General features: G+C 39.0%; 22 protein-coding genes and 2 tRNA genes. 16 read left to right on the top strand and 8 right to left on the bottom strand.

The genetic code is table 11. From position 1 onward, the window contains the following. Window positions 1-2,619: 2,619 nt before the first annotated feature. A complete protein-coding gene (locus QL995_RS07610) occupies window positions 2,620-3,357 on the top strand; it encodes a Crp/Fnr family transcriptional regulator (protein WP_010552594.1) in 738 nt (245 codons plus the stop codon). Between the two features lie 140 nt (window positions 3,358-3,497). On the opposite strand, the gene QL995_RS07605 is transcribed toward QL995_RS07610, so the two are convergent. Continuing rightward, window positions 3,498-3,689 carry a DUF2934 domain-containing protein gene (locus tag QL995_RS07605; protein WP_290293876.1) on the bottom strand — a complete coding sequence of 64 codons (192 nt, stop codon included), beginning with the start codon at window positions 3,687-3,689 and terminating at the stop codon, window positions 3,498-3,500. A 541-nt stretch (window positions 3,690-4,230) separates the two neighbouring features. Here QL995_RS07605 and QL995_RS07600 point away from each other — a divergent pair. Then, entirely contained in the window at window positions 4,231-4,947 is a 717-nt protein-coding gene (locus QL995_RS07600) for an HAD family hydrolase (RefSeq protein WP_024609484.1), read from the top strand. A 163-nt stretch (window positions 4,948-5,110) separates the two neighbouring features. Here QL995_RS07600 and QL995_RS07595 read toward each other — a convergent pair whose 3' ends face one another. Continuing rightward, window positions 5,111-5,935 carry a PRC-barrel domain-containing protein gene (locus tag QL995_RS07595; RefSeq protein WP_222714612.1) on the bottom strand — a complete coding sequence of 275 codons (825 nt, stop codon included), beginning with the start codon at window positions 5,933-5,935 and terminating at the stop codon, window positions 5,111-5,113. A 609-nt stretch (window positions 5,936-6,544) separates the two neighbouring features. Here QL995_RS07595 and corA point away from each other — a divergent pair. From corA to QL995_RS07535, 12 genes are all read left to right on the top strand, one after another. Beyond that, a complete protein-coding gene (corA, locus tag QL995_RS07590; protein WP_290293875.1) occupies window positions 6,545-7,699 on the top strand; it encodes a magnesium/cobalt transporter CorA in 1,155 nt (384 codons plus the stop codon). Between the two features lie 180 nt (window positions 7,700-7,879). Continuing rightward, window positions 7,880-8,119, top strand: coding sequence for an SHOCT domain-containing protein (locus tag QL995_RS07585; RefSeq protein ID WP_008168384.1), 240 nt, complete (start codon window positions 7,880-7,882; stop codon window positions 8,117-8,119). Window positions 8,120-8,189: 70 nt separating this feature from the next. After that, window positions 8,190-10,574, top strand: a complete 2,385-nt coding sequence (locus QL995_RS07580) for a phosphoketolase family protein (RefSeq protein WP_197111280.1) — start codon at window positions 8,190-8,192, stop codon at window positions 10,572-10,574. After that, window positions 10,571-12,028 carry a F0F1 ATP synthase subunit beta gene (atpD, locus tag QL995_RS07575; RefSeq protein WP_290293872.1) on the top strand — a complete coding sequence of 486 codons (1,458 nt, stop codon included), beginning with the start codon at window positions 10,571-10,573 and terminating at the stop codon, window positions 12,026-12,028. The genes QL995_RS07580 and atpD overlap by 4 nt, the downstream gene beginning before the upstream one ends. Window positions 12,029-12,068: 40 nt before the next feature. After that, window positions 12,069-12,395 carry a F0F1 ATP synthase subunit epsilon gene (locus QL995_RS07570; protein WP_290293871.1) on the top strand — a complete coding sequence of 109 codons (327 nt, stop codon included), beginning with the start codon at window positions 12,069-12,071 and terminating at the stop codon, window positions 12,393-12,395. Between the two features lie 20 nt (window positions 12,396-12,415). Beyond that, window positions 12,416-12,769, top strand: coding sequence for an AtpZ/AtpI family protein (locus QL995_RS07565; RefSeq protein ID WP_024607604.1), 354 nt, complete (start codon window positions 12,416-12,418; stop codon window positions 12,767-12,769). Continuing rightward, window positions 12,762-13,091 (top strand): ATP synthase subunit I, encoded by a 330-nt coding sequence (locus QL995_RS07560; protein ID WP_197237097.1) that lies wholly within the window; start codon window positions 12,762-12,764, stop codon window positions 13,089-13,091. The genes QL995_RS07565 and QL995_RS07560 overlap by 8 nt, the downstream gene beginning before the upstream one ends. Next, window positions 13,075-13,764 carry a F0F1 ATP synthase subunit A gene (locus tag QL995_RS07555; RefSeq protein ID WP_010552605.1) on the top strand — a complete coding sequence of 230 codons (690 nt, stop codon included), beginning with the start codon at window positions 13,075-13,077 and terminating at the stop codon, window positions 13,762-13,764. The genes QL995_RS07560 and QL995_RS07555 overlap by 17 nt, the downstream gene beginning before the upstream one ends. Window positions 13,765-13,798: 34 nt before the next feature. After that, complete coding sequence (locus tag QL995_RS07550; RefSeq protein WP_010552606.1) at window positions 13,799-14,080, top strand: F0F1 ATP synthase subunit C; 282 nt, start codon at window positions 13,799-13,801, stop codon at window positions 14,078-14,080. 3 nt (window positions 14,081-14,083) lie between these two features. Further along, window positions 14,084-14,884 (top strand): F0F1 ATP synthase subunit delta, encoded by an 801-nt coding sequence (locus QL995_RS07545; RefSeq protein ID WP_290293870.1) that lies wholly within the window; start codon window positions 14,084-14,086, stop codon window positions 14,882-14,884. Further along, a complete protein-coding gene (locus QL995_RS07540; protein WP_290293869.1) occupies window positions 14,884-16,464 on the top strand; it encodes an alternate F1F0 ATPase, F1 subunit alpha in 1,581 nt (526 codons plus the stop codon). Before QL995_RS07545 ends, QL995_RS07540 begins: the two co-directional genes overlap by 1 nt. After that, entirely contained in the window at window positions 16,461-17,348 is an 888-nt protein-coding gene (locus QL995_RS07535) for a F0F1 ATP synthase subunit gamma (RefSeq protein ID WP_290293868.1), read from the top strand. Before QL995_RS07540 ends, QL995_RS07535 begins: the two co-directional genes overlap by 4 nt. Window positions 17,349-18,274: 926 nt before the next feature. On the opposite strand, the gene QL995_RS07530 is transcribed toward QL995_RS07535, so the two are convergent. The 4 genes from QL995_RS07530 to QL995_RS07515 form a co-directional block, all read right to left on the bottom strand. Further along, window positions 18,275-18,351: transfer RNA gene (locus tag QL995_RS07530), tRNA-Val, on the bottom strand. 121 nt (window positions 18,352-18,472) lie between these two features. Beyond that, a tRNA-Val gene (locus QL995_RS07525) sits at window positions 18,473-18,549 on the bottom strand. A 113-nt stretch (window positions 18,550-18,662) separates the two neighbouring features. Beyond that, a complete protein-coding gene (locus QL995_RS07520) occupies window positions 18,663-19,727 on the bottom strand; it encodes a DUF3080 family protein (RefSeq protein ID WP_290293867.1) in 1,065 nt (354 codons plus the stop codon). Further along, complete coding sequence (locus tag QL995_RS07515) at window positions 19,690-21,060, bottom strand: MATE family efflux transporter (RefSeq protein WP_290293866.1); 1,371 nt, start codon at window positions 21,058-21,060, stop codon at window positions 19,690-19,692. The genes QL995_RS07520 and QL995_RS07515 overlap by 38 nt, the downstream gene beginning before the upstream one ends. A gap of 128 nt (window positions 21,061-21,188) precedes the next feature. Here QL995_RS07515 and QL995_RS07510 point away from each other — a divergent pair, with 128 nt between their 5' ends. Then, window positions 21,189-21,815 carry a riboflavin synthase gene (locus QL995_RS07510; protein WP_007585130.1) on the top strand — a complete coding sequence of 209 codons (627 nt, stop codon included), beginning with the start codon at window positions 21,189-21,191 and terminating at the stop codon, window positions 21,813-21,815. A gap of 1 nt (window position 21,816) precedes the next feature. Here QL995_RS07510 and QL995_RS07505 read toward each other — a convergent pair whose 3' ends face one another. After that, the gene (locus QL995_RS07505; protein ID WP_008166246.1) at window positions 21,817-22,020 is read right to left on the bottom strand and encodes a CPXCG motif-containing cysteine-rich protein; all 204 of its coding nucleotides are present in this window, start codon (window positions 22,018-22,020) and stop codon (window positions 21,817-21,819) included. A gap of 103 nt (window positions 22,021-22,123) precedes the next feature. Further along, window positions 22,124-22,996 carry a fructosamine kinase family protein gene (locus QL995_RS07500; RefSeq protein WP_101163040.1) on the bottom strand — a complete coding sequence of 291 codons (873 nt, stop codon included), beginning with the start codon at window positions 22,994-22,996 and terminating at the stop codon, window positions 22,124-22,126. Between the two features lie 125 nt (window positions 22,997-23,121). Here QL995_RS07500 and QL995_RS07495 point away from each other — a divergent pair, with 125 nt between their 5' ends. Continuing rightward, window positions 23,122-23,814 (top strand): DUF445 domain-containing protein, encoded by a 693-nt coding sequence (locus tag QL995_RS07495; protein ID WP_290293864.1) that lies wholly within the window; start codon window positions 23,122-23,124, stop codon window positions 23,812-23,814. Window positions 23,815-24,042 lie beyond the last annotated feature (228 nt).

The raw sequence follows: 24,042 nt of genomic DNA, 5'->3' as shown, positions 1-24,042 counted from the left end.
GCAACTAACTGACGGGCACAATCTCGTGGAAGTTGTGTATCGGTATCTAAAGTAATGACATATTTAACTTTTTGTATAGCGTTAATATCACCGACGATAAGTTCAAATGCATGTTCTATTGGGTTTCGAAGCAGTGCGTTTAGATCTGATAATTTTCCGCGTTTACGTTCAAACCCCATCCAAATTTGCTCTTTTGGATTCCAGGTTCGTGGGCGATGCAGTAAAAAAAAGCGACTTTCTTGCTGTAAAAGAGAAGGCTCTGCATATTTGGCATTAAGGTTTTCTATACCAAGGCGTACTTGCGATAACAACGCTTCGTCTGTGGGGAGTGTTTGTTGCTCTGCATCAGTAAAGTCGGTCAGTAGAGCAAAGTGTATATGTTGATCGCGATTACCTAAAAATCTAACTTCGAGTACTTCTAATAACTGCTCAATACCTATAGAGCTGGTAAGCATTGTAGGGATTACTACGAATGTTTTATTTTGCGCTGGCAACCCTTTTGAATAGTCCATTCTGGGTAATCGTTGTGGGTCGACTAGCAAGGTAACTATCCAGTTTACAAGTGCTGAGGCTAATTGACTTGCTCCGAATAAAGTTAAAATTATTAAAAGAATAAACTGCCAGTGAGGTATGTTATTAGGAACGCCCATAGCCATAAAAGAGGCACTAATTAGGGCTGTTAAGGATATAATTGCCCCTAAATAAAGTACTAATGTTATACGCTTGGCTTGCGAAAATAACGTTTTCAAAATAGGCGTTTTTACTGTTATGCGCTGCTTTAATTGCGTAATACCTTTATCAATTAAATAGTAGCCTACATGGTTAGGCGCAAGCGTTGTGTTTGATACTGTTTGGGCTTGATCAGCCTGCAGGGCTAATTTTATTGCTTTTTTAGCTATATCGACTTCTGAAAATGAGCTTCGCTTAGCGAGTTGATCTATGATTTTTCTGTAACTATCTCGCGTGATAAAGTCCATATAACCATACACACCCCCTATATCTTGGCGCAAAATGTGTTCTACAGCGCTATGATCTTCTACAAAATCCGCCCAGTTCATCGCGGTCAACCAGCGTAAGCTACTAATGTTATTGCTAATTGAGACTTGATCGGCGGCTTGTTGCTGATTCTCTTTTTGTACTAGTTGCTCTATGGTTAAACTCGAATCAGCTAGTTGTTGTTCAATCCAAGTAAGGGGAAGTGCTAATGCCGAACCATGCCCTTGTAATAAACGAGTTAGCTCTGCTACAAAAGCGCTTTCCATAGGAGGCTTTGAGCGTGCCATGTCGGCAATAACTAAAATTAAACTATTAGGGTCTTGCTCAGCAATTTCTAACATTTGATTAGCCCACTGTTGGGCTAGATTTAGGTGCTGGCGTGCGATTATGATACGTGTACTTACGCGTTGTAGGTTTTCAATTAAGGCTAACCTTAGCATAATTGGAATGGCCCAGAGTTCACCAAGGTTAAGCGTTGTTACTGTTTGATACGCGGCTAAAAATTGCGCTAGAATTTCGCTATCTACACGCCCGTCGCCATGGGAAATTACATTTAACGCAATATCATAAACTCGCGGCATACCTAAAGAGGCACCTTGCTCTAAACGTGGCAGTTCCTGACTATAGTGCTTAGGTAAATGAAGCCGAGCGGTACGAATTTGCTCTTCAATAAGATAAAAATTATCGAGTAACCACTCACCAGAGGGCACTATAGGCTGCTTTGCTTTAACGGCAATGGTTAATAAACTATTGGCTTTAATCAGTACTTTTTCGTTTTCGTCTAGGCGCTCAAGTAGCTGATCTTGAGTGTTTTTAGCATCTAAAATATGACTTTTTGCTAGTAATTTTGCATGTTTTTCCATTTGTTCAGCACTTAAGAGCTCTGATCGAATGGGGATTTGTTCTTTCGGGGGAGCTGATTTAAGCCAAGGGAAAAATGGCGAAAGGATGTTGATAAGCTTATTTTTATTCATCGTGGTAAATACTTGAGACTAAACGTCGTAGTGAAGATATTGACGGTTAAATTTATCACTGGATTTAAAAAAAGATGTTTTAAATTATTTTGGTTATTAGAGGTGAGCAAGTAATCATTAAAAATATTCATAAAGTTTATCTTATTGTTGAATACATACATCAACATATAACAAGCTTCGTTAAGGGTCGGTTCGTCAACACACATAGTCTAATAGTAGAGTTCTATTTTGTGTTTTATAACAGTGAGTTGTCGCCATGTTATGGTGTGGATTATCTTTAAATTTCATCAACCATTATGCATATATATCAACTAAAGGCAGATAAATTTAGACTATGTGTGTTAGCGTACATATTCGCCTTGTTATATTGAGTATTTTATTATTTCAGTGAAGTACAGCTGGGAGTGTCGGCTTATATTTAAAGTGAATAACCGTATATAAAATAATTAAAGGCACCTTAAAATTCTTTAATAAAAATAGAACAATTTTTATTATCAAAAAGCAACGACCTTTCATTTCTAGCGCCTAATAACTGTATAAACAAATCCGAGTTTATTATTAAAATATCCTGACTTACATACTTTCAAAGCCATTACTTTTAGGTTTTATTAGTTATAAGTTGGGCATATAAAAAGGAAATTCACATTAGATGGGTCAATTGAAGAACACACTGCTTAATGCTTTATCTACTGACGCACAACACCGCATGTTTCCGCTTTTAAAGCGAGTCAATTTATCCCTTGGAGAAGTTATTTATGAAACAAGTGAAAAGCTCGATTACGTTTATTTTCCAATAGATAGTATTGTTTCATTATTGTATGTGATGATTGATGGCTCATCTGCTGAAATATCAGTTATCGGTAATGAAGGGGTGGTAGGTATAGCTGTATTTATGGGGGGAGAAAGCACTCCTAACCGGGCTATTGTGCAAAGTGCTGGTACTGCTTATCGCTTACCCGCTTGTGAATTACGCAGGCAATTTAATAGCGAGCCTGATATGCGTATGCTCATGTTACGTTACACGCAATCATTGATTACCCAAACGGCGCAAACCGCAGTTTGTAATCGCCATCATAGTATAGTGCAGCAACTAAGCCGCTGGCTTTTGCTATCGATTGACCGTTTACCGAGTAACAATTTAATAATGACTCAAGAGCTAATAGCAAATATGTTAGGCGTAAGACGTGAAGGGGTAACTGAGGCCGCTGGTAAACTACAAAAACTGGGTATTATCACTTATAAACGTGGTCATATTAGTGTGATAGACCGACCTCAATTAGAGTCTCAGTCTTGCGAGTGCTATGAGGTTGTAAAAAGAGAAACAGACAGGTTGGAGTCTTATATGGAAAAAAAACCTAACGTTAGAAAACTATCCATTATCAGTTAATATATTTTGGTATCTAATAAGTTTATTTACATAAAAATAAAATCCGGTAATAGCTTCAAAACAGCCCAGCAAGTTGCTCATTGAGCCTGGGCTTTAAAATTTGTGTATGTTCTGCTGTTAGTGGGCTTTTTACATTTAACCTACTTTGGTAGTTGTCCGTCTACTTCCTTTTCAGCTTCAAGCCAATCATTTAAGTGATTGTCACCGGTAAAGTCACGATCACTCGCTAATGAGTAAGCTTTAGCTTCAATCATGTCATGTCGGCTGAGACCTTCTTTATTCAAATTAGAGTTAGTTTTTGATACTGAATTACTTGAGATGTTATTACTCATGTGATTATTCCTAAAATATTACTCGATAAAATAAAAAACTTAATACCAAATTAAAACATTGAGTGTAGTTACATTATTCTCAATCTTAAGTGGAATGTAAGCTCGATTTATCATAGTAATACCAATGTGCAATAATACTTGATCAATTTGAGGGCATAAACCTGACGCTAACTGTGTTAAAAATTTCTGAAAAAGAACAACTAAATAACGAAATTTTTGCCTTGTTATCGACACGGTTTTCTTACCTCAAAATAGCTCACCTAATTAAGCAAATTGGTATAAAAGCAGTACTACGTATAGCTTAAAAGACTATTCTACAATTTGTATGACCGCTTTATCCTAATGCCTTTGTAATTTTGAGTCTGTGCCACAGCGAACATAAATTACCCATTATCTGTATTTATAGTAATTTTGAGAAGGTGACAAGTGGTAAACATATTTACTTTTATAATATGCTGTTTGGCGCGATACCGTACAGAGTCAATATTAATAAACTCATATAGTAAAATATAAAGTACTTAAATTATTTTAAGGACAGCGCGTGCAAACAGTTCCCGATATCGTATTTTTACTGGATGTTGATAATACATTGCTCGATAGCGATACTATTTTAAGCCATTTGAAAGATTTTTTAGAAGGTGAATTTGGTTGTGAAAATAGTGACCATTACTGGTCTATTTTTGAAAAACTTCGTAAAGAACTCGGTTATGCCGACTATTTGGGCGCACTACAGTGTTATCGAATGGAACATTCTGATGATCCGAGATTGCATCTGATTTCTTCTTTTTTAATTAATTATCCATATAAAGAAAGGCTTTATCCTAACGCACTTGCTGTGATTGAACATTTACAACAATTTGGCCCCACCGTTATTTTGTCTGATGGCGATATTGTATTACAACCACTTAAAATTTTACGCTCCGGTTTATGGGATGCAGTGGAGGGAAGGGTGTTGATATATGTTCACAAAGAGCAAATGCTTGCAGCAATAAAAGAGCAGTACCCCGCTAAACATTATGTAATGGTAGATGATAAGTTACGTATTTTAGCTGCTATGAAAGCGCAGTGGAAAAATGAATTAACAACTATATTTCCACGTCAAGGACATTATGCCCACGATATTAAGCAGCTACTGACCTATCGAAAGGCAGATACGAGTATTGATAGTATAAGTGATTTACTCAACTACGGTTTTTCTTATAAAGAGGATTTAATTGAATACAATTTAAACTCTAATCAAAAATTGTTTTTATATTGATGTGTATTGCTCTTATCTTATTTGAATTTTATCTGGTTTTATAAATAGCATTTTGAGGAAACGTTTTTAAGTATAAAAGCAAATATCGTCCTTGAATATTTGCTTGGTAAGAGTGTTATAAAAGGCAGATTAAGACACGCTTGTTTTGGAATTTGTGCCTGTTTTAACTTTGTTTATTTACTGTTTTAGCAATTTTTTCCCAGTATGCAGCAAGTTCATAGTGATGAAAAACAGCTGCTTCAAAGTCCTGAGTTATCTCTTTATTTGGCTCATATACCGGCGCATCTTTTATCGCTTTACGAACTAAATCAGTTGAAATTGAGTTGTCGAGCCATTGCACTTCGTAAATCCATGCTGACGGGATAAGTGCTTGATGTCCTCCCCACCAATTGCTCGTCTCAACAATTAGGTAACGAACCGCCCATGTATTTTCTTCAACTAAAAATCCTGATACATGGCCAATGTCTCCGTCTTTAGCGTGTATGTTATAGCCAATAATAGCTTTGCAACTACGAAGATTAGGATCCCCTTTTTGATCATGCTGACTTTTTATACTTTTATGAATTAGATTTGCGCTGCGGGCACCTTCGACACTATGTTCAAAAATGTCATTGCCAGGATATAAGGAATAGGGATATATCCCGCTTCCCCAAAAATTAGTACCGATCCAGTAGTACGGGTATCCATAGTAGTTTAGGTAATCCATTTCATGTTGTCGTGAAACGGGTTTATTAGTATCAATACCAGGACTATTTTTAACTTGGTCTTTACTGATTAAAACAGGGAAAATTTTTTCATCCCAATTTGGTTTTTGCACCGCAATAGGAGAAATTAAAACTTTGCGACTCGATAGCCACGTGCCTGTTTCTACAACAAAATAACGTATCACCCATGCTAGGTCATCAAACAAAAAATCTTTTTCTTTGCCTACAATACCGTCACTAGCAGCGATTGCACAACCTTCTAAGTCTTTCATACTACGTAACATAATAACGATCCTTTTTAGTGGGTTATTTGCATTTGTAATGCATTATTTTTGCAGTTTTTAACGCGCTTTTGCTTATCAAGTGCTTTCTTCTTATTTAGGGCACGTTTATCTTTTGAGGTTAAACATGCGCAGCCCTTTGGGTTAATTCTAGAGCGTGAGCTGGATGCGGAAGCTTTGCTCGGTTTTTACCGAGCCCGCTAGGTTGCAAACCTTGCGCCGCGATTAAATAGCCCCTAGATAGAACAAATTTCTATCTTAAAAGGTCAACAGACCCTAATGCTTATCTATAAAAAACCATGCTTTTATAAGCTGTAAAGTACAAACGATAAGTAGATTAATATTTCCAGTTTCGGCTTTTGAAAAACAAAGGTCTGTGCGCTGACGAACAAGCAATGTTATTTTTCATTGATTTTGAGGTAACGCTATAACAAGAATAATTAGAACGTGCGAAGTGTATTTTTAAAACTGACATTATATTTGAGTGTTAGCGCACGGACTCTATGCTTATTTTTGAGTAGCGTGGCTTTGTGACTGACTTTTATTCGCGCTGTAAGTGTTGATAATACTCACTTTATTCAGCTAACTTTAAATAAAGTAATCGAGCATATAATGTTAATACATAATAAAAAGAGAAAGTTGGGTGCTCCAGCATTGGGGCTATATAATGTGCGCAAGTCGAGAAAACATAAATATAACACTATTTCTGGGCCGTCACCCAAAGTTGAATACGTTGCTGGTGTTTTAGCGCCAACAAGATCAAACAATGCTGTTATACGTTATATAGATTATTCAGCTAGCCGTATAGAAGCCAAAGAGGTTAGTGATATTGATGAGTTTTTAAAAACTCCTCAACCCGAGTGGGCAACAGTGAGGTGGATCCACGTGAGTAATACAGACTCTTATATTGTTGGTTTACTTCAACATCATTTCGCATTTCATACGCTCACCGCAGAAGATATTTTACATGTACCTCAGCGACCTCGTATCGAATTTTTTGACGATCATTTATTTGTTGTATTAAGCATGTTGAAGCTAGAGACGCATGAGCCCAATAATACAATCCTTGATATTGAGCAAGTTAGCTTACTTTTATATGACAATGTTTTACTGAGTTTTCAAGAAAAACCAGGAGACGTGTGGCAATCCGTTCGCGGTCGTTTGCATACAGAAAATCGTCGTATTCGCAAAAATGGTACTGGTTATTTACTTTATGCATTACTTGATGAACTGGTTGATAAATGTTTTCCGGTACTTGAACAATATGGCGATATCCTTGAGGAACTTGAAGTAACAACACTTGAAAATCCAACTCCCTACGTACTGCATCATATACATAGTATTAAACGAGAATTGGCATTATTAAGAAGAATTGTTTGGCCTATGCGAGAGGTTATCGATCATTTGTATCGCGAGGAAGGAGGCAGAATAGATGACTCTACGCGCCCTTACCTTAGAGATGTGTATGAGCATAATATTCAAATTGTTGAAATTATTGAGTCATACCGTGAAATGGTAAGCGGTTTAAGTGAGCTATACATGTCAGCTATTTCAAATCGTATGAATGAAATTATGAAAGTGCTTACTATTATATCTTCTGTTTTTATACCGTTAACATTTATAGCTGGGATTTATGGAATGAACTTTAAATACATGCCAGAGCTAAACTGGACTTGGGCATATCCCGTTTTGTGGTGTGTTTTTATTTTGATAACGGCAGCAATGATATTTATTTTTTGGCGTAAAGGTTGGCTTAATAGAAATTAACTTTAATAGAAACAAAATTTAATAGAAACAGCAAGTAAATGCTCAATAAAACAACTACTTATGATTAACAATAATAAATGCGTACGCTAGCGAACAGAACCAATAATATCACTCACTTACACTCATTGTATTAATTGGGGTGTAAGTGTTTTGCGCTCCATATTTTAAGTGGAGATTAAAATGGGTCATGAATTTTGGAGTGAGTGGTACTCAGGTTGGGGTTGGTTTTTATGGTTTGGTATGTGGTTATTGCTCATATCGAGTTTAAGCCATTGGGGTTATAGCTACCGAACCCATAGACGCTATGGGTTAGAGTCTAATAAAACAGCAATTGATATTCTTAATGAAAGATACGCCAGCGGCGATATTGACAAAAAAGAATTCGAGCAAAAAAAACAGGACATAACTACCACTGCGTAGTTAGTGCGCTGGCTAATCCTCGCCATGCTCTTATATAGGGCATGGCTTAAGCATTTTTGGATGCGACAAGATGGAAACCCTGCATATGATTCTTCCTTCATTAACATCAAAAGAATTAGAGTTAATTGACGCATATTGGCGTGCCACGAATTACCTGTCGGTAGGTCAAATTTATTTATGCGATAACCCACTTTTAGAGCGCCCACTGATACTAAGTGATATTAAAAATATGTTGCTTGGGCACTGGGGAACAACACCCGGGCAAAATTTTATTTATGCGCATTTAAATCGCGTTATTAAAATACACGATCTAAATATGATTTATGTATCTGGCCCAGGGCATGGCGGGCAAGCTATGGTTGCTAATACTTATCTTGAGGGGACCTACAGTGAAATTTACCCTGATATAAGCCAAGATAAAGCAGGTATGCAAAAACTGTTTTTGCAGTTTTCGTTTCCCGGTGGCATTCCTAGTCATGTGTCGCCCGAGTGTCCGGGCTCGATTCATGAAGGTGGCGAGCTGGGCTATTCTTTGAGTCATTCGTTTGGAGCTGTATTTGATAATCCAGACTTAATAGTTGCTTGTGTGGTGGGTGATGGTGAGGCAGAAACAGGGCCTATTGCAACTGCATGGCATTCTAATAAGTTTCTTAATCCTATCAGTGACGGTGCTGTTCTCCCTATATTGCATTTGAATGGGTATAAAATTGCGAATCCTACCGTTTTAGCGCGTATTACCCGTGAAGAATTAGAGCAATTAATGTTTGGTTATGGCTGGAGCCCTATTTTTGTTGAAGGACATGAGCCTGAGCTAATGCATCAGGCTATGGCTAAAGCACTTGATGTCGCAATACATCAAATAAAAAAAATAAAAAAAGATGCTCTCGATAATAACGATCCAACTCGTCCACGTTGGCCAATGATTATCCTCATTTCACCTAAAGGGTGGACGGGTCCAAAGCTCGTAGATGGTTTTCAGATAGAGGGAACATCGCGTGCGCATCAGGTTCCTATTTCTAGCCCATCAGCTCATCCAGATCATTTGCAATTATTAGAAAGCTGGCTGCGTAGCTATCATCCAGAAACACTTTTCGATTCACAAGGGCGTTTATTACCAGAGCTTGCTGAATTGGCCCCAACGGGAAATCGCCGTATGGGGGCAAATCCTCATGCGAATGGTGGGTTGCTGCTAGAAGATTTACATATGCCTGATTTTCGCGATTATGCATGCGAAGTAATCTCTCCCGGTATACGCGGAATTGGTGATACCAGAGTTTTAGGTCCATTTTTGAGAGATATAGTTGAGCTTAATGACGAGCAACGTAATTTTAGAGTATTTGGACCCGACGAAACAGTATCCAATGGTTTAGGTGCACTGTTAGAGGTAACCGATAGACAGTGGAATGCAGCAACCCATAGCAACGATGAGCAGCTTTCGCCTAGTGGCAGAGTAATGGAAATGCTGAGTGAACATCAATGCGAAGGTTGGCTTGAAGGATATTTATTAACCGGCCGCCATGGTTTGTTTAATAGTTATGAAGCGTTTATTCATATTATTGACTCGATGTTTAATCAACATGCTAAATGGTTAAAAGTGGCGGCAGGTTTACCATGGCGTAAAAAAATCGCTTCACTTAATTATTTACTGGCATCGCATGTATGGCGACAAGATCACAACGGTTTTACCCATCAAGATCCGGGTTTTATCGATCATGTTATTAATAAAAAAGCTGAAATTGTGCGCGTTTATTTACCGCCTGATGCTAACTGCTTGCTGTCGGTAATGGATCATTGTTTGCGAAGTCGTCATTACGTTAATGTCGTTATTGCAGGCAAGCATCCTGCGCCGCAATGGTTAGATATGGTGGCAGCTGTTAAACATTGCGAGGCAGGGATTGGCATTTGGCAATGGGCGGGTAATAGCGTAGATGCAACACCTGATGTGGTGATGGCTTGTTGTGGTGATGTGCCTACATTGGAAACAATGGCAGCCGTTATGATTTTACTCGAGCATTTTAGTAATCTTAGAATCCGGGTTGTTAACGTGGTTGATTTGATGCGTTTACAGCCTAATACCGAACATCCTCACGGGTTAATCGCAGAGGATTTTGACACTCTGTTTACTATTAATAAGCCGGTTATTTTTGCATTTCATGGCTACCCAACGCTTATTCATAGGCTTACGTACAAGCGTAATAATCATCATAATATTCATGTTCGCGGGTATAAAGAAGAAGGCACTATTACAACTGCTTTTGATATGACGGTATTAAACGAGATTGATCGTTTTCATTTAGTGTTAGACACACTGGAACGCCTGCCAAACTTGGGTACAAAAAGAGACGCACTAAAAAAACAGCTTGAAGAAAAGCTTGTTGAGCATAAAAAATATATTAATAAGCATGGGCAAGATCTCCCTGAAATTCGTAATTGGCAGTGGCAGGCGCATCAATGAATTTTGTAGCTCAATCCACGATTAGTAAATTTGAAAATCTCGGTACAATTACCGCTATACGCGGCAGCGTAATTGACGTGCGTTTTGACAAGAAGCTACCTGCGATTAATTCAATGCTTAGTGCTGGCGAAAATAAACAGTGTATTTTTGAAGTGCTAGAGCAGCGCAATGAGCATCATGTAAGAGCAATTGCGCTCACGCCTACACAAGGACTTGCGCGTGGCATGGAAGTTGTTGACAGTGGCGGACCGTTACTTACCCCTGTAGGTAAAGGAACCTTATCGAGAATGTTTGATGTGTTTGGTAACACGCTTGATGGCGGTGGTGAGCTTAAAGATGTTCAGTGGCGCTCTGTACATAATAAGCCAGTGCCATTAACCGAACGGTCAACCCAATCAGAGATTTTTGAAACTGGTATAAAAGTAATTGATGTGCTGGTGCCGTTAGAACGTGGTGGCAAAGCGGGATTGTTTGGCGGTGCAGGTGTTGGCAAAACAGTGTTATTGACTGAAATGATTCACAATATGGTGGGCAAGCACAAAGGTGTTAGCCTATTTTGTGGCATAGGTGAGCGCTGCCGTGAAGGCGAAGAGCTTTATCGCGAAATGAAAGACGCGGGCGTTTTGCCAAACATGGCGATGATTTTTGGGCAAATGAACGAGCCACCTGGGAGTCGTTTTAGGGTGGGGCATGCAGCTTTAACTATGGCTGAGTATTTTCGTGATGATGAGCAGCGAGATGTGCTGTTGCTAATCGACAATATATTTCGTTTTATTCAGGCAGGCTCTGAGGTATCGGGCTTAATGGGGCAAATGCCTTCAAGGCTTGGTTATCAGCCTACTATGGGCACTGAGCTTGCTGGGTTAGAAGAGCGAATTGCCAATACACAAAATGGTGCTATTACTTCTATTCAAGCGGTGTATGTACCTGCCGATGATTTTACCGATCCGGCCGCAGTTCATACATTTTCGCATTTATCGGCTTCTATTGTGCTCTCTCGTAAACGCGCAAGCGAAGGATTATTTCCGGCTATAGATCCCCTGCAATCTAATTCAAAAATGGCGAGCCCCGGGGTTGTGGGAGAGCGCCACTACTTACTTGCACAAAAGGTACGTAGCACCTTAGCGCAATACAATGAACTCAAAGATATTATTGCTATGTTAGGGCTTGAACAGTTATCAGTTGAGGACCGCAACATTGTTGGACGCGCAAGGCGTTTAGAGCGTTTTCTTACTCAGCCATTTTTTACAACAGAGCAATTTACTAGTTATAAAGGCAAACTTGTTAGCCTTGATGATGCGCTAGATGGGTGTGAACGCATTTTAAATGATGAATTTAAAAACGTGCCAGAGAGTGCACTTTATATGATAGGTGCCATAAGTGAGGTCAAAATAAAATCCACAGTAAATAATAATGAGGATACAAGCGGTGCCGCAAACTCAGATACACCTTAAATTATTGCTGCCATATGAGATATTTTTCGACAGGCATGATGTGACTCATGTTGTTGCCGAAACAAGCGAAGGATCGTACGGATTTTTACCCAATCGCCTTGACTGTGTTGCGCCACTAACCCCAGGTATTTTGACATTTAATTGCGAAAAAGACGGTGAGATATTTGTAGCCGTAGATGAGGGCGTATTAATTAAAACAGGAAACACTGTGCTGGTATCGGTGCGAAGTGCCATATTAGGTACTGATCTGGCGACACTTCGCAGCGCTGTAGATAAAGAGTTTTTGGCACTCAATGAACAAGCACAACAAGTAAGAACAGTGATGGCTAAATTAGAAAGTAGCTTTTTAAATCGTTTTCGACTTTAACCACTAAAAGCTATTTATTTATGACAAACAAAAAAGACGACCTAGGTTCAAAAGACTCACAAAGCAGTTCATCAACACTTGCAGAACAAGTAGAAATAAAAGCCCAGCGTAAGCTAAAAGCAAGGCTTAACTCTCATCAAAAAATATGGTTTGGTTTAGGAATGATGGGCCTTATTGGTTGGTCGGTTGCAGTGCCTACCATACTTGGTGCAAGTTTAGGTGTGTATATCGACTCGCATTATGCCACTGAGCGGTCATGGACATTGGCTTTATTGGTGGCGGGTTTGGCGCTTGGGTGCTTTAACGCGTGGCACTGGATGAGCAAAGAAGACAGCGCGATACATCAAGAGCAAAAGGATGACGAAGATGCATGAGCTAGTCGGCGTATTAATTATTGTTAGTGTAGGTCTAATGCTTGGTGCCTTATTTTTTGGTGGCCTGTGGTGGACGGTGCAAAAAAGTATGGTATCGACTCACCCAGCGCTATGGGTTGTGCTGAGTTTATTTATACGCATGGGAATTACTTTAAGTGGCTTTTATATTGTGATGACGAGTGACTTATTATCAAGATCTTGGTTGCAATTACCACTGTGTTTATTTAGCTTTTTGATAGCCCGTTTTATTACCACTTATGTTTCCCGTACTGCATCAACCTCTCATTTAGCAAAGGTGACACATCATGCACCTGAGTCCTGATACGGTTATTTATTGGCAAAATGGTTTTTTAAAACTCAATGCAACCATCGTTTTCACTTGGGTTTTAATGTTGGTTTTGGTGATTAGTTCGATATTGATAACCCGTAAGCTTTCAACCACGTTAAAGCGTTCTCGTTGGCAAAATTTTTTAGAAATTATAGTAACGGGGATCACACAACAAATTGAAGACGTAGGCTTGAATGACGCTAAAAAATACCTTGGCTTTTTAGGCACACTGTTTTTATTTTTAGTAACCGCGAGCATGTTTACCATTGTTCCGGGTTATGAGCCACCCACGGCGTCGTTATCGACTACAGCAGCACTGGCGCTCACCGTATTTATTGCAGTGCCTTTATTTGGTATCAGTGAACAAGGGCTTGGCAATTACTTAAAATCTTATATGGCTCCTACTTTTATTATGTTGCCATTTAATATTATTAGCGAATTATCACGGACACTTGCTCTGGCTGTGCGGTTATTTGGCAACATGATGAGCGGGGCAATGATCATTGGCATTTTGTTAACCATTACACCCTTTATATTCCCAATCGTAATGACGGCACTGGGTTTGCTTACAGGCTTAGTACAGGCTTATATTTTTACTATTTTAGCCGCCGTTTATATTGCTGCGGCTACGCGCTCAGTAAAACCAGCCAAACAACGAGTTAATTAATCACGTATTTCTACACATCATACTTGGAGAGAACATGGATAGCATGACAATGATCGCAATGGCATCAATCGTTATTTCAGGAATTACAATTAGTTTTGGTTGTTTAGGTCCATCGCTTGGCGAAGGTAAAGCAGTAGCAACGGCATTGAGTGCATTAGCACAGCAACCTGATGCATCAGCAACTATTACGCGCACGCTCTTTGTAGGGCTTGCGATGATTGAATCGACCGCAATATACTGTTTTGTCGTGTCGATGATTCTTATTTTTGCCAATCCGTTTTGGAACTACGCTATCGCACAAGCTGCAGGAAGTTAAACCATGCTAATTGATTGGTTTACAGTTGCAGCCCAAGTGGTTAATTTTTTAATTTTGGTGTGGTTACTAAAACGCTATTTATATAAACCAATTTTGCACGCTATTGATAAGCGAGAAGAGCGTATAGCCGCTGAGTTAGACGATGCTGAAACAAACCAAAATGAAGCACTGGCGGAGCGTGAAAAGTTTTTTCTGAAAAATGAAGAGTTTGAACAACAACGTACACAAAAGATGCAACAAGTAAGCGTGAGTGCTAAGCAAGCAGAGCAAACACTTATGTTAGAGGCGCAAAAAAGAGTCCAAAGCTGGGGCACTAAATATCAACAAAATATAGTAAAAGAGACTGATAATTTAAAGGAGTCTTTAAGTCGAAAAGTTAAGCAAGAGGTATTTGCTATTAGTCGCAAAACCTTAACTGAACTGGCATCAACAACTTTAGAACAACAAATATGTGAGGTGTTTACAGCGCGCTTATATAAGCTTGATGACGACAAAAAAACCACTTTAGCGCAGGCGCTAAGTACAAATAGTGAATTTGTACCTGCCTTAATTCAAAGTGCGTTTGAGCTAACTGAATCTCAGCGTTTAGCACTTAAGAATGCTATTAATACTGTGTTTTCAAAAGATATTACCATTAAATTCACCACCGATGAGAGCTTTATCAGCGGGATTGAGTTATGTGTCAATGGACAAAAGCTGGTGTGGAGTATTGACGATTACTTACAATCAATCGAGCAGGAAGTTGATATGCTACTAAAACAAAAAACAGCTCAGCCTACAACTTCTCAACCTGTTGATAAGTGATGAGTAACCTTAGCGAAAACACTCAAAATAAAAACACAAAAATACACAGTTTAAGAAACGCGTTTGGTGATGTGTTTAAGCACATTCAGCAAGGGCTAAAAACAGTTAACTCAAAATTGAACTTACATGAAGTTGGTATTATTACCAGTGTATCAACGGGTATTGCGAAGGTGTCGGGATTACCTGGCGTTGGCTTTGAGGAACTAATTATATTTCCCGGTAATGTGCTTGGAATTGCGTTTAATATTGATGAAAAAGAAGTCGGTGTTGTGCTTTTAGGTGAATACGCCCACTTACAAGCTGGGGATGAAGTGCGCCGCAGTGGTCGTGTAATGGATGTAGCGGTAGGCAATGCGCTATTAGGGCGAGTGATAAACCCACTTGGCGAGGCACTAGACGGTGGAAGCGTTATACAAACCGAGCAGCGTTTACCAATAGAGCGTCCAGCTGCACCAATTATGGACCGCTCTCCTGTTACTACGCCTTTGCAAACCGGACTTATTGTAATTGATGCGATGATCCCAATAGGGCGAGGACAACGAGAGCTTATTTTAGGTGACAGGCAAACAGGTAAAACAGCTATAGCCATAGACACGATTTTAAATCAGCGAGAACAAAATGTAATTTGTATTTATTGCGCTATTGGTCAGCGGGCATCAACGGTCGCTAAATCAATAGCAATATTACGCGCGCAAAATGCAATGGCTTATACGGTTGTTGTTGCAACAGAGGGTAATGAGCCACCGGGCTTACAGTATATAGCGCCTTACGCTGCAACCAGTATTGCAGAATATTTTATGGAGCAAGGACGTGATGTACTTATTGTATATGACGATTTTACTAAGCACGCAAGAGCTTACCGCGAGTTGTCTTTGTTGTTACGACGACCGCCCGGACGAGAAGCATTTCCTGGGGATATTTTTTATATTCATTCACGATTACTAGAGCGTGCGACCCATTTAAATAAAGAACGTGGCGGTGGTTCCTTGACCGCACTCCCCATTATAGAGACCGAAGCTCAAAATATTTCAGCCTATATTCCAACTAATTTAATTTCGATTACCGACGGACAAATTTATTTATCACCCTCATTATTTGCTCTAGGTGTATTACCAGCCGTTGACGTTGGTAAGTCGGTTTCTCGTGTGGGCGGTAAAGCACAGCGTGCTGCATTTCGTGCAGTTGCTGGCGATCTAAAGCTTGCATATGCTCAATTTGAAGAGCTAGAAACCTTTGCTCGTTTTGGTGCCCGACTTGATGATGATACACGGCGTATAATTGAACATGGACGGCGAATTCGAGCGAGCTTACATCAATCTGAATCATCACCTATGCCAGTGCCTGAGCAAATTATGCTATTACTCGCACTCAGTAATGGCTTTTTAGATTCGATTGAACTGCTAAAAATAAACGACGCAAAAAATATTCTTAAAAAAGCAGTTGCGCAGTTAGACGATACTTTGTGTGATAGATTTGATACCGCTAAAAGCTTAAGTGATGACGATCGACAAACAATTGTTGAGTTGGCTAAGCGCGCACTTGTTGATTTTGAGTCTGAAAACAAGGCAATAACAACATGAGCAATAGTGCCGCTAATTTACGCCATAAAATAGCCAGTGCAAGTGATTTACAAGGCGTTGTAAAAACGATGAAGGCACTTGCTGCCTCGAGTATTGGGCAATATGAAAAATCGATTAGCTCATTGACCGATTACTACCGGGCAGTTGAGTTAGGATTAAGTGCGAGTTTGCGTGATGACATGTCATCTCAATTTTCACCACAACCCAAAAATTTAAATGAAAGCAGAGTGGGTGTGATCATATTCGGCTCAGATCAAGGGTTGGTAGGGCAATTTAATGAAAGTATTACCGACTTTACAATTAAAGCGCTAAGTAACGAGACCCAGCCACCTCTAATTTGGGTAGTAGGCGCACGTGCTGCATCTCGACTTACCGATGCCGGCTTTAATTTAGTAAAAGTATACACAGTGCCAGTGAGTGTTCACGATATAGATACCTTAGTTAGGCAAATTCAAATAGACAGTGAATCAAGCTTGGTTCTTAATCCTGGTTGCCGTGTATTGGTGTTTTATAATCAACCTAAACAAGGCGCGCTTTATGAATGTGTGTCTCAGCGATTACTCCCACTTGACGAGCAATGGCGAGATAATTTTAAAAATATTTTATGGCCAACTAAAGCTTTGCCAGAAGTACTCTGTAAGCACTCTACAACAATAAGGGCATTGATCCGCGAGTATATTTTTATTTCTCTCTATCGTGCATGTGCCGAGTCGTTGGTCAGCGAAAATAGCAGCCGTCTTGGTGCAATGCAACGCGCTGAAAAAAATATTGAAGAGCTACTTAATAAGCTTTCGAGTGAGTTTAATACTCTGCGTCAAAGTACCATTGACGAAGAGTTGAGTGATGTACTTGCAGGTTATGAATTACTAAATAAAATAGACTAGGGGCTGTTGATCTTAGAGGTTGAATTTGCAGCTGTATGTGTTGTTTTTTAATCAAAACATCGCCTATACAGTGCGGTTATTGACTCTTTGTTACTCGATTTTTACTTATTCTTACAAAAATGTAAGCCATTAGAGTAACGCAGAAGCCGCTACCGAGCCCAATAGGTTACAAATCGCGCACGATTACCCCCCTGTAAATTGAATGAATTTTAATCATGAAATGTCAACAAAACTCACAAGGATAATTTACAAGAAATAAAGCTACAACCTGATTGTAAGTGATTGTTAATTAATGATTAACTGTTGAAGTTGAGTGTTCAAGAGTGGGTAGTGCTTTTTCTTTGAGGTATTTTATTATTGTTGTGAACTGGTATGACTGAGTGGATTCGAACTGCTGACCCTTGGACCGGGTGATCAAGAGTGGGTAGTGCTTTTTCTTAGGTTTTTTTATTGCTTTGAATTGGTACGACTGAGTGGATCAGAAACACTGACCTTTGGACCGGGTGATCAAGAGTGGGTAGTGCTTTTTCTTAGGTTTTTTTTATTACTTTGAATTGGTACGACTGAGTGGATTCGAACTGCTGACCCTTGGACCGGGGATCAAGAGTGGGTAGTGTTTTTTCTTAGGTTTTTTTCATTACTTTTAAGTGGTACGACTGAGTGGATTCGAACTGCTGACCCTTGGACCGGGTGATCAAGAGTGGGTAGTGCTTTTTCTTAGGTTTTTTTCATTACTTTGAAGTGGTACGACTGAGTGGATTCGAACCACTGACCCTTGGACCGGTGATCAAGAGTGGGTAGTGCTTTTTCTTTGGTTTTTTTATTACTTTGAATTGGTACGACTGAGTGGATCCGAACTGCTGACCCTTGGACCGGGTGATCAAGAGTGGGTAGTGCTTTTTCTTAGGTTTTTTATTACTTTGAAGTGGTACGACTGAGTGGATTCGAACCACCGACCCCTACCATGTCAAGGTAGTGCTCTAACCAACTGAGCTACAGTCGTACAATTTTTGAGGTTTTACTTAAATTTTGATACGACTGAGTGGATTCGAACTACTGACCTTTGGACCGGGTGGTCAAGAGTAGGTAGTGCTCTTTCCTTCAATTATACGTTTCATTAATGTTGGTACGACTGAGTGGATTCGAACCACCGACCCCTACCATGTCAAGGTAGTGCTCTAACCAACTGAGCTACAGTCGTATTACTTTATTTAAGTAGGTGTTAATTGCTTAACAACGGCGGCTAATATATAGCGTGGCGGTTAGTGAATCAAGCAAGTTTGTTGTTTTTGAGTTTATTTGCCGTTTTTTTATTCATATTGGGCTTATTTCACACGTTTTATAAAATACTTGCCACCAAACCACATGTTTTTTAGCTGAGCTTTTTAGTAAGTTCAGTAAGTTACTTGCTGAGTCCGTTTTGACTAAGTTATTAATTTGAGGGCTTGAGATACTTTCGTTAAACCAAAGCTCATTATAAAGCGGTTGTAGTGCCTCTAGATAACCAGTTAACTGCGCTTGATAGGGCTGAATTTCTTTTAGGTAAAACTTTTGAAATACGTTGCTTATGATTTTTGCGTTTTTATTATTTTTATCCTGTGGGCACAGCGTATTAAAGTTTAATGTTTTTACAAACTGCGTGGCGTTGTTATTTAACACTACCTGCTTGCGGACCGATTGAATGAGTGCCTGGTTAAATTGAAATTTATTAAGCTGCTCGAGTGCACTAAAAATAGAATTGCTATTAATTTCACTAAATTCTTTAGCCTTAATTTGTTGCTTAATGAGTACAAGTTGCTTTAGCGCAAGTACGGTATCACTAAAACCAGCAGGTTCAGTAGTAAGCTCGTTTGAAGTGAGTTGCCAAGTACGATTTAGCTCAGGCTCTTTAAATAACATGGTGTTAAAAAAGTGCATTAGGTGTGTTTCTTTATAGTTTTTGGCTGCGAGTATTTTTGTGTAACTAGGACTATTTTTATCAAGCGTGTTTAAGCAAACCTGTGCACTTTTAATAAAGTTTATTTGATATTTTAATTGCCCAGCAGCGCTGGCGGTTTTTCCTAATTGGTTATTGTGCTCACTTATAAGCACGTTAAGCTTACATTGGCTAATGCCTGCAAGCTCAACAATGCTCAGTGTTAAGTCACTTTGTGCTATTGGGGTAGGCTGCAGTAAGGGGAGTTGCTTGAGTGGCGCAGGCTGTGTTGGGCTTGTATCAACTGTGCTACTTAAGCGTTCAATATAAGTAACGTTTATACTACTTTGTGGTTTGTTGCAGCCAGTAAGCGTTAAAAAACACATTACCAGCAAAGTAGCTGGTAATGTTTTAAGGCTGAGTTTATTAGTTTTGATTGAGTGCATCAATTTTAAGAAATTCATATTTTAGACGTTTTTTTACCGTTAGCATTAATAAAATAGCAGCGACACTAAGTCCCACTATTATCCCAGTCCAGAAACCGTGTGGCCCCATAGCTGGCACAATTATGTCTGTTCTTGCCAATACGTAACCTAAACAAAAGCCGATTAACCAATACGATATAAACGTAATATACGATATAGGCGTGGTGTATTTTAACCCACGGAGTATGCCATTTGCTGCAACTTGCAGTGCATCAGGTAATTGGTAAATACACGCTAAAATCATAATTGATGAAGCCAATGCCATAACAGCAGGGCTGTCGGTATACAGTTGGCTAATTAAATCACGACCGGCAAACGTAATAAGCGCTAAAAATAACGCCACAGCAATGGCTAAAATATAGCTGGTAGAAACCGCAACTTTTAATTGAGTCATGTTCTTTTGGCCGTATAAGTTACCTATACGAATGCTGATAGCGATTGATAGGCTCAGCGGCATCATAAATAGCAATGTAGTTACACTGGCTGCTATTTGATGCCCCGATATAGCTACTGCACCTAAATGCGCTATAAATAGCGGTATACACGCAAATAAAGTGACTTCAAAAAAGGTGGCGAGTGAAATTGGTATACCTAACTTAGTAATAATACCAATGGTAGTGAAATTAGGTTTTTCGAATGATGAAAGCAGGCCTTTAGCATCTACTTTTTTACTCATTTGGCAGTAAGTGACTTGTGCTATTGCCATAACAGTTAAAACAATGGCTGTTGCAATACCACAGCCCGCGCCGCCATAAGCAGGTAAACCAAATAAGCCATTTATGAAAATATAATTTACCGGAATATTAACAGCTAAACCTAATAGGCTTATGTAAAACGCGGGCTTGGTCATTCCCATACCTTCGGTAACGTTTCTGTATACCGTAAAAATTAAAAATCCAAATACACCCCATTTCACAAAGTGAATGTAGTCAATGGCAAGGTTTGCAATTGCAGGCGTTGTATCGAGTTTAAAAATAATGGCATCTGCTAAATGGGCAATCCCAAAACCTATAAAGCTTAAAATAGCAGTTAAATAAAGCGCTTGTTGAAAATAGTGGCTAATGCCTTTGCGGTCATCACTGCCCGAAAACTGCGCAATAATACCGGTAAGCGCTAATAAAATACCTTGAAGGCCAAGTAATAAAGGGTTCCATATTCCTGTTGCAATAGACAGTGCAGCTAAGTCAGTAGGGCTAACTTGACCTGCCATAATTGTGTCGACGACCGACATTAAAATAAGTGTAACTTGCGCTAAAAAAACAGGTAAAGCGAGGGAAAGTAAACGCTTGGCTTCCCAATTGCAAAAGGTCATAAAAACAGCTAGTTGATAAAATAGGGCGTAATTGTAATCTATTGGGGTTTAAATAAAAATCACAGTAGTGAATGATTTTATGAGTTGATACGTTAAACTAGCACTTTGTAATAATTTAAAGTGATTTTATGTTTACAGGAATAGTGCAAACGCAAGCTACGGTGGTCTCTAAGACTCAAACAGACGGTGTTTTACGCTTAGTTGTATCGGTGAGCGATGAGTACGTTAAGCATTTAGATTTAGGCGCAAGTATTGCTATTAATGGCTGTTGTTTAACAGTTGTGCAAGTTGAGCTAAGTAATCACGATGTGGTAGCGCAAGTGCATTTCGATGTGATTGACGAAACCCTAAAGTTAACTAATTTAGGACTGCTTGAGCTAGGTAGTTTAGTTAATTACGAACGCTCTGTTACGTTTGGTACTGAGCTAGGTGGGCATATAGTGTCTGGGCATATTCATTGTACGTCACAAATTTCTCAAATAGTGAAGCTTGAGAACAACTGCAAAATACAACTCAGCTTGCCAAAAGAGTGGCAAAAGTATGTGTTATATAAAGGGTTTGTTGCGATAAATGGCGCAAGCTTAACCGTGGGCGAAGTTGATGAACAAGGTTTTTGGTTACACCTAATTCCGGAAACGCTCGCCATTACAAACATTGGTGCAGCGCAAGTGGGTGACAAGTTTAATATTGAAGTTGATCAGCAAACTTACACTATTGTAAATACGGTAGAAAACTACTTACGCCATCAGGCTTAAGTTAAAATATTTGTTCGTCGTCGCTGTCTACGTGTAGCTCTAATTTATTGTTAGCATGATCTATATGCATATTTAAATGAATTGGGTTACAGCAGGCAGTGCAATCTTCTATGTAGTCTTGATCGCCCATGCTTGCGTCTAAGTCTAAATGTATGTGGTGTCCGCAGTGTGGGCACGTTATTCGTTGTGATAAAAAATCTTTCATAATCACTCCAGTTATAAATAATTAAGTTAGATTCAACTTAATCGCTTACAGATGAACGCCTACTTACTCATTAAATATAGTGCTGAAATGCAGCTTATGACACTTATTTTATACCTTCAAATACCAGCTTTTCTATATGCTGTTTAGCTTCAGTAAGATAGTGACCGGCAAAGATGTTAGCGTGATTTAAAATAGGGTATAGCTGGTATATTAACTTACGTTTTTCGTAATTTTGAGAAAGCGGGTAGTGCTGGTTATAGGCGCTATAAAAGTCTTTTGGCAGTGGCGCAAATAGTTCGCTCATTGCAATATCCACTTCCCGATCACCATAATAACAAGCAGGGTTAAATACCGTTGGCTCTGCTTTTAAAAAGCCCATATTTCCTCGCCAAAAATCGCCATGCAGTAATGAGGGCTCAACTTGATGACTATGCAGCTGTTCTTTAACGGCATTAATTAAGCGCTCGGGTTCAATAAAGTTAATGCCTTTTTCAGCGAGTAACTGTAATTGCCAACCTATACGTTCTTCGGCGTAAAATACATCCCATTTTTTATGCCAGCGATTAGGTTGTATAGTAGTGGCTATGTAGTTGTCTACATCAAAACCAAACATGGCTTGGTCGTGTTTTTGATGCATTTTAGCGAGGCTGCTTCCCATAGTTGCCCACGTGTTGTGGGGTTGTTTATCTAAAACAAGCCACTGTAAAACAATAAACGAAAACTCTATATTTGCACCGGTTGTAATACATTCAGGGACTTTAAAATTACTATTTTGCGCTAAAAGCTTTAAGCCAATAAATTCACTTTCTAAACGCTCGAGTTCGCTTTTTAATGCTATTTTAACGAAGAAGTTATGCGTACCATTGGTAATATGAAATAGTTTATCGGTATTTGTACTTTGTAATTGGCGTTTATAGGTGTGTTTAAAGTCAAAATTAATGGCTTGGCTGATGTGCTCATTTACTGTTTTCCACATAACAATTGCTCGCCTTTTAAACAGATACTTAAACTATGGCAAAAAGGTATTAATTTAACAATCTAAACGTTGTAAAATTAACGACTATATTGCATAAAAATTACACTTACTGTAATGGAGTAAAAATGAACAAAAGTTTAATAACCAATTTGCTAGCGGGTTTATGTGTTGTTGTAGGTTTTATGTTTAACCAAGTAATTGTGTTATCAGTTGGTTTATTTGCACTTTCTGGCGCGGTAACTAATTTATTAGCGATTCATATGTTGTTCGAAAAAGTCCCGTTTTTATATGGCTCAGGCGTTATAGCGCTTAAGTTTGAAAGCTTTAAAGTAGCTATACGAAACCTAATATTAACGGAGTTTTTTTCAGAGCAAAAAATTAATAATTTACTTAATAAAGCGCAGCCCAATATCGACTTTGAGCCAATAATTAGTAATGTTGATTTAAACCCTGCATTCGACAATTTGTTAGAGGTAATAGAGCAGTCTCAGTTTGGCAGTATGCTTGGGATGTTTGGCGGCACAGCGGCAATAGAGCCAATGCGTGAAAAGTTTATTGAAAAAATGCAATTGTCGCTTAGTGAGATTTCCCAAACTGACGACTTTAAAGCATTAGTAAGCCAAACACTCTCACAAGGTAATAGCGCAGAGAGCCTACATAAAACGGTGCTTAAATTAGTTGATGAGCGCTTAGATGAGCTTACCCCAAAAATGGTTAAAGAGATTATTCAAACCATGATCCGCGAGCACTTAGGCTGGCTTGTTGTGTGGGGTGGTGTGTTTGGTGGTTTATTTGGTTTAATAGCGGCCATGATTTAAATATAGCTACTGATACCAATTAAAAAAACAATCATTTTATCGCATTAAATAGCGCAATTACTGCGTTAAAAATTGTTCGTGTTCGTGTACGAGTGCATGGATGCAGGAGGTAGAGCAATGCAGGGATCAATTAGTGATAGCAACTACACGTTATAATTCCACCTTATTATTGCGCTACTTTATTAGCGCAATAATAGATTACTAATTTAATGTAATTGGTATGACTTA

It is taken from the genome of Pseudoalteromonas sp. APC 3358 (genome assembly GCF_030408075.1).
Classification (GTDB): domain Bacteria; phylum Pseudomonadota; class Gammaproteobacteria; order Enterobacterales; family Alteromonadaceae; genus Pseudoalteromonas; species Pseudoalteromonas arctica.
This window is presented reverse-complemented; position numbering and strand designations above follow the sequence as displayed.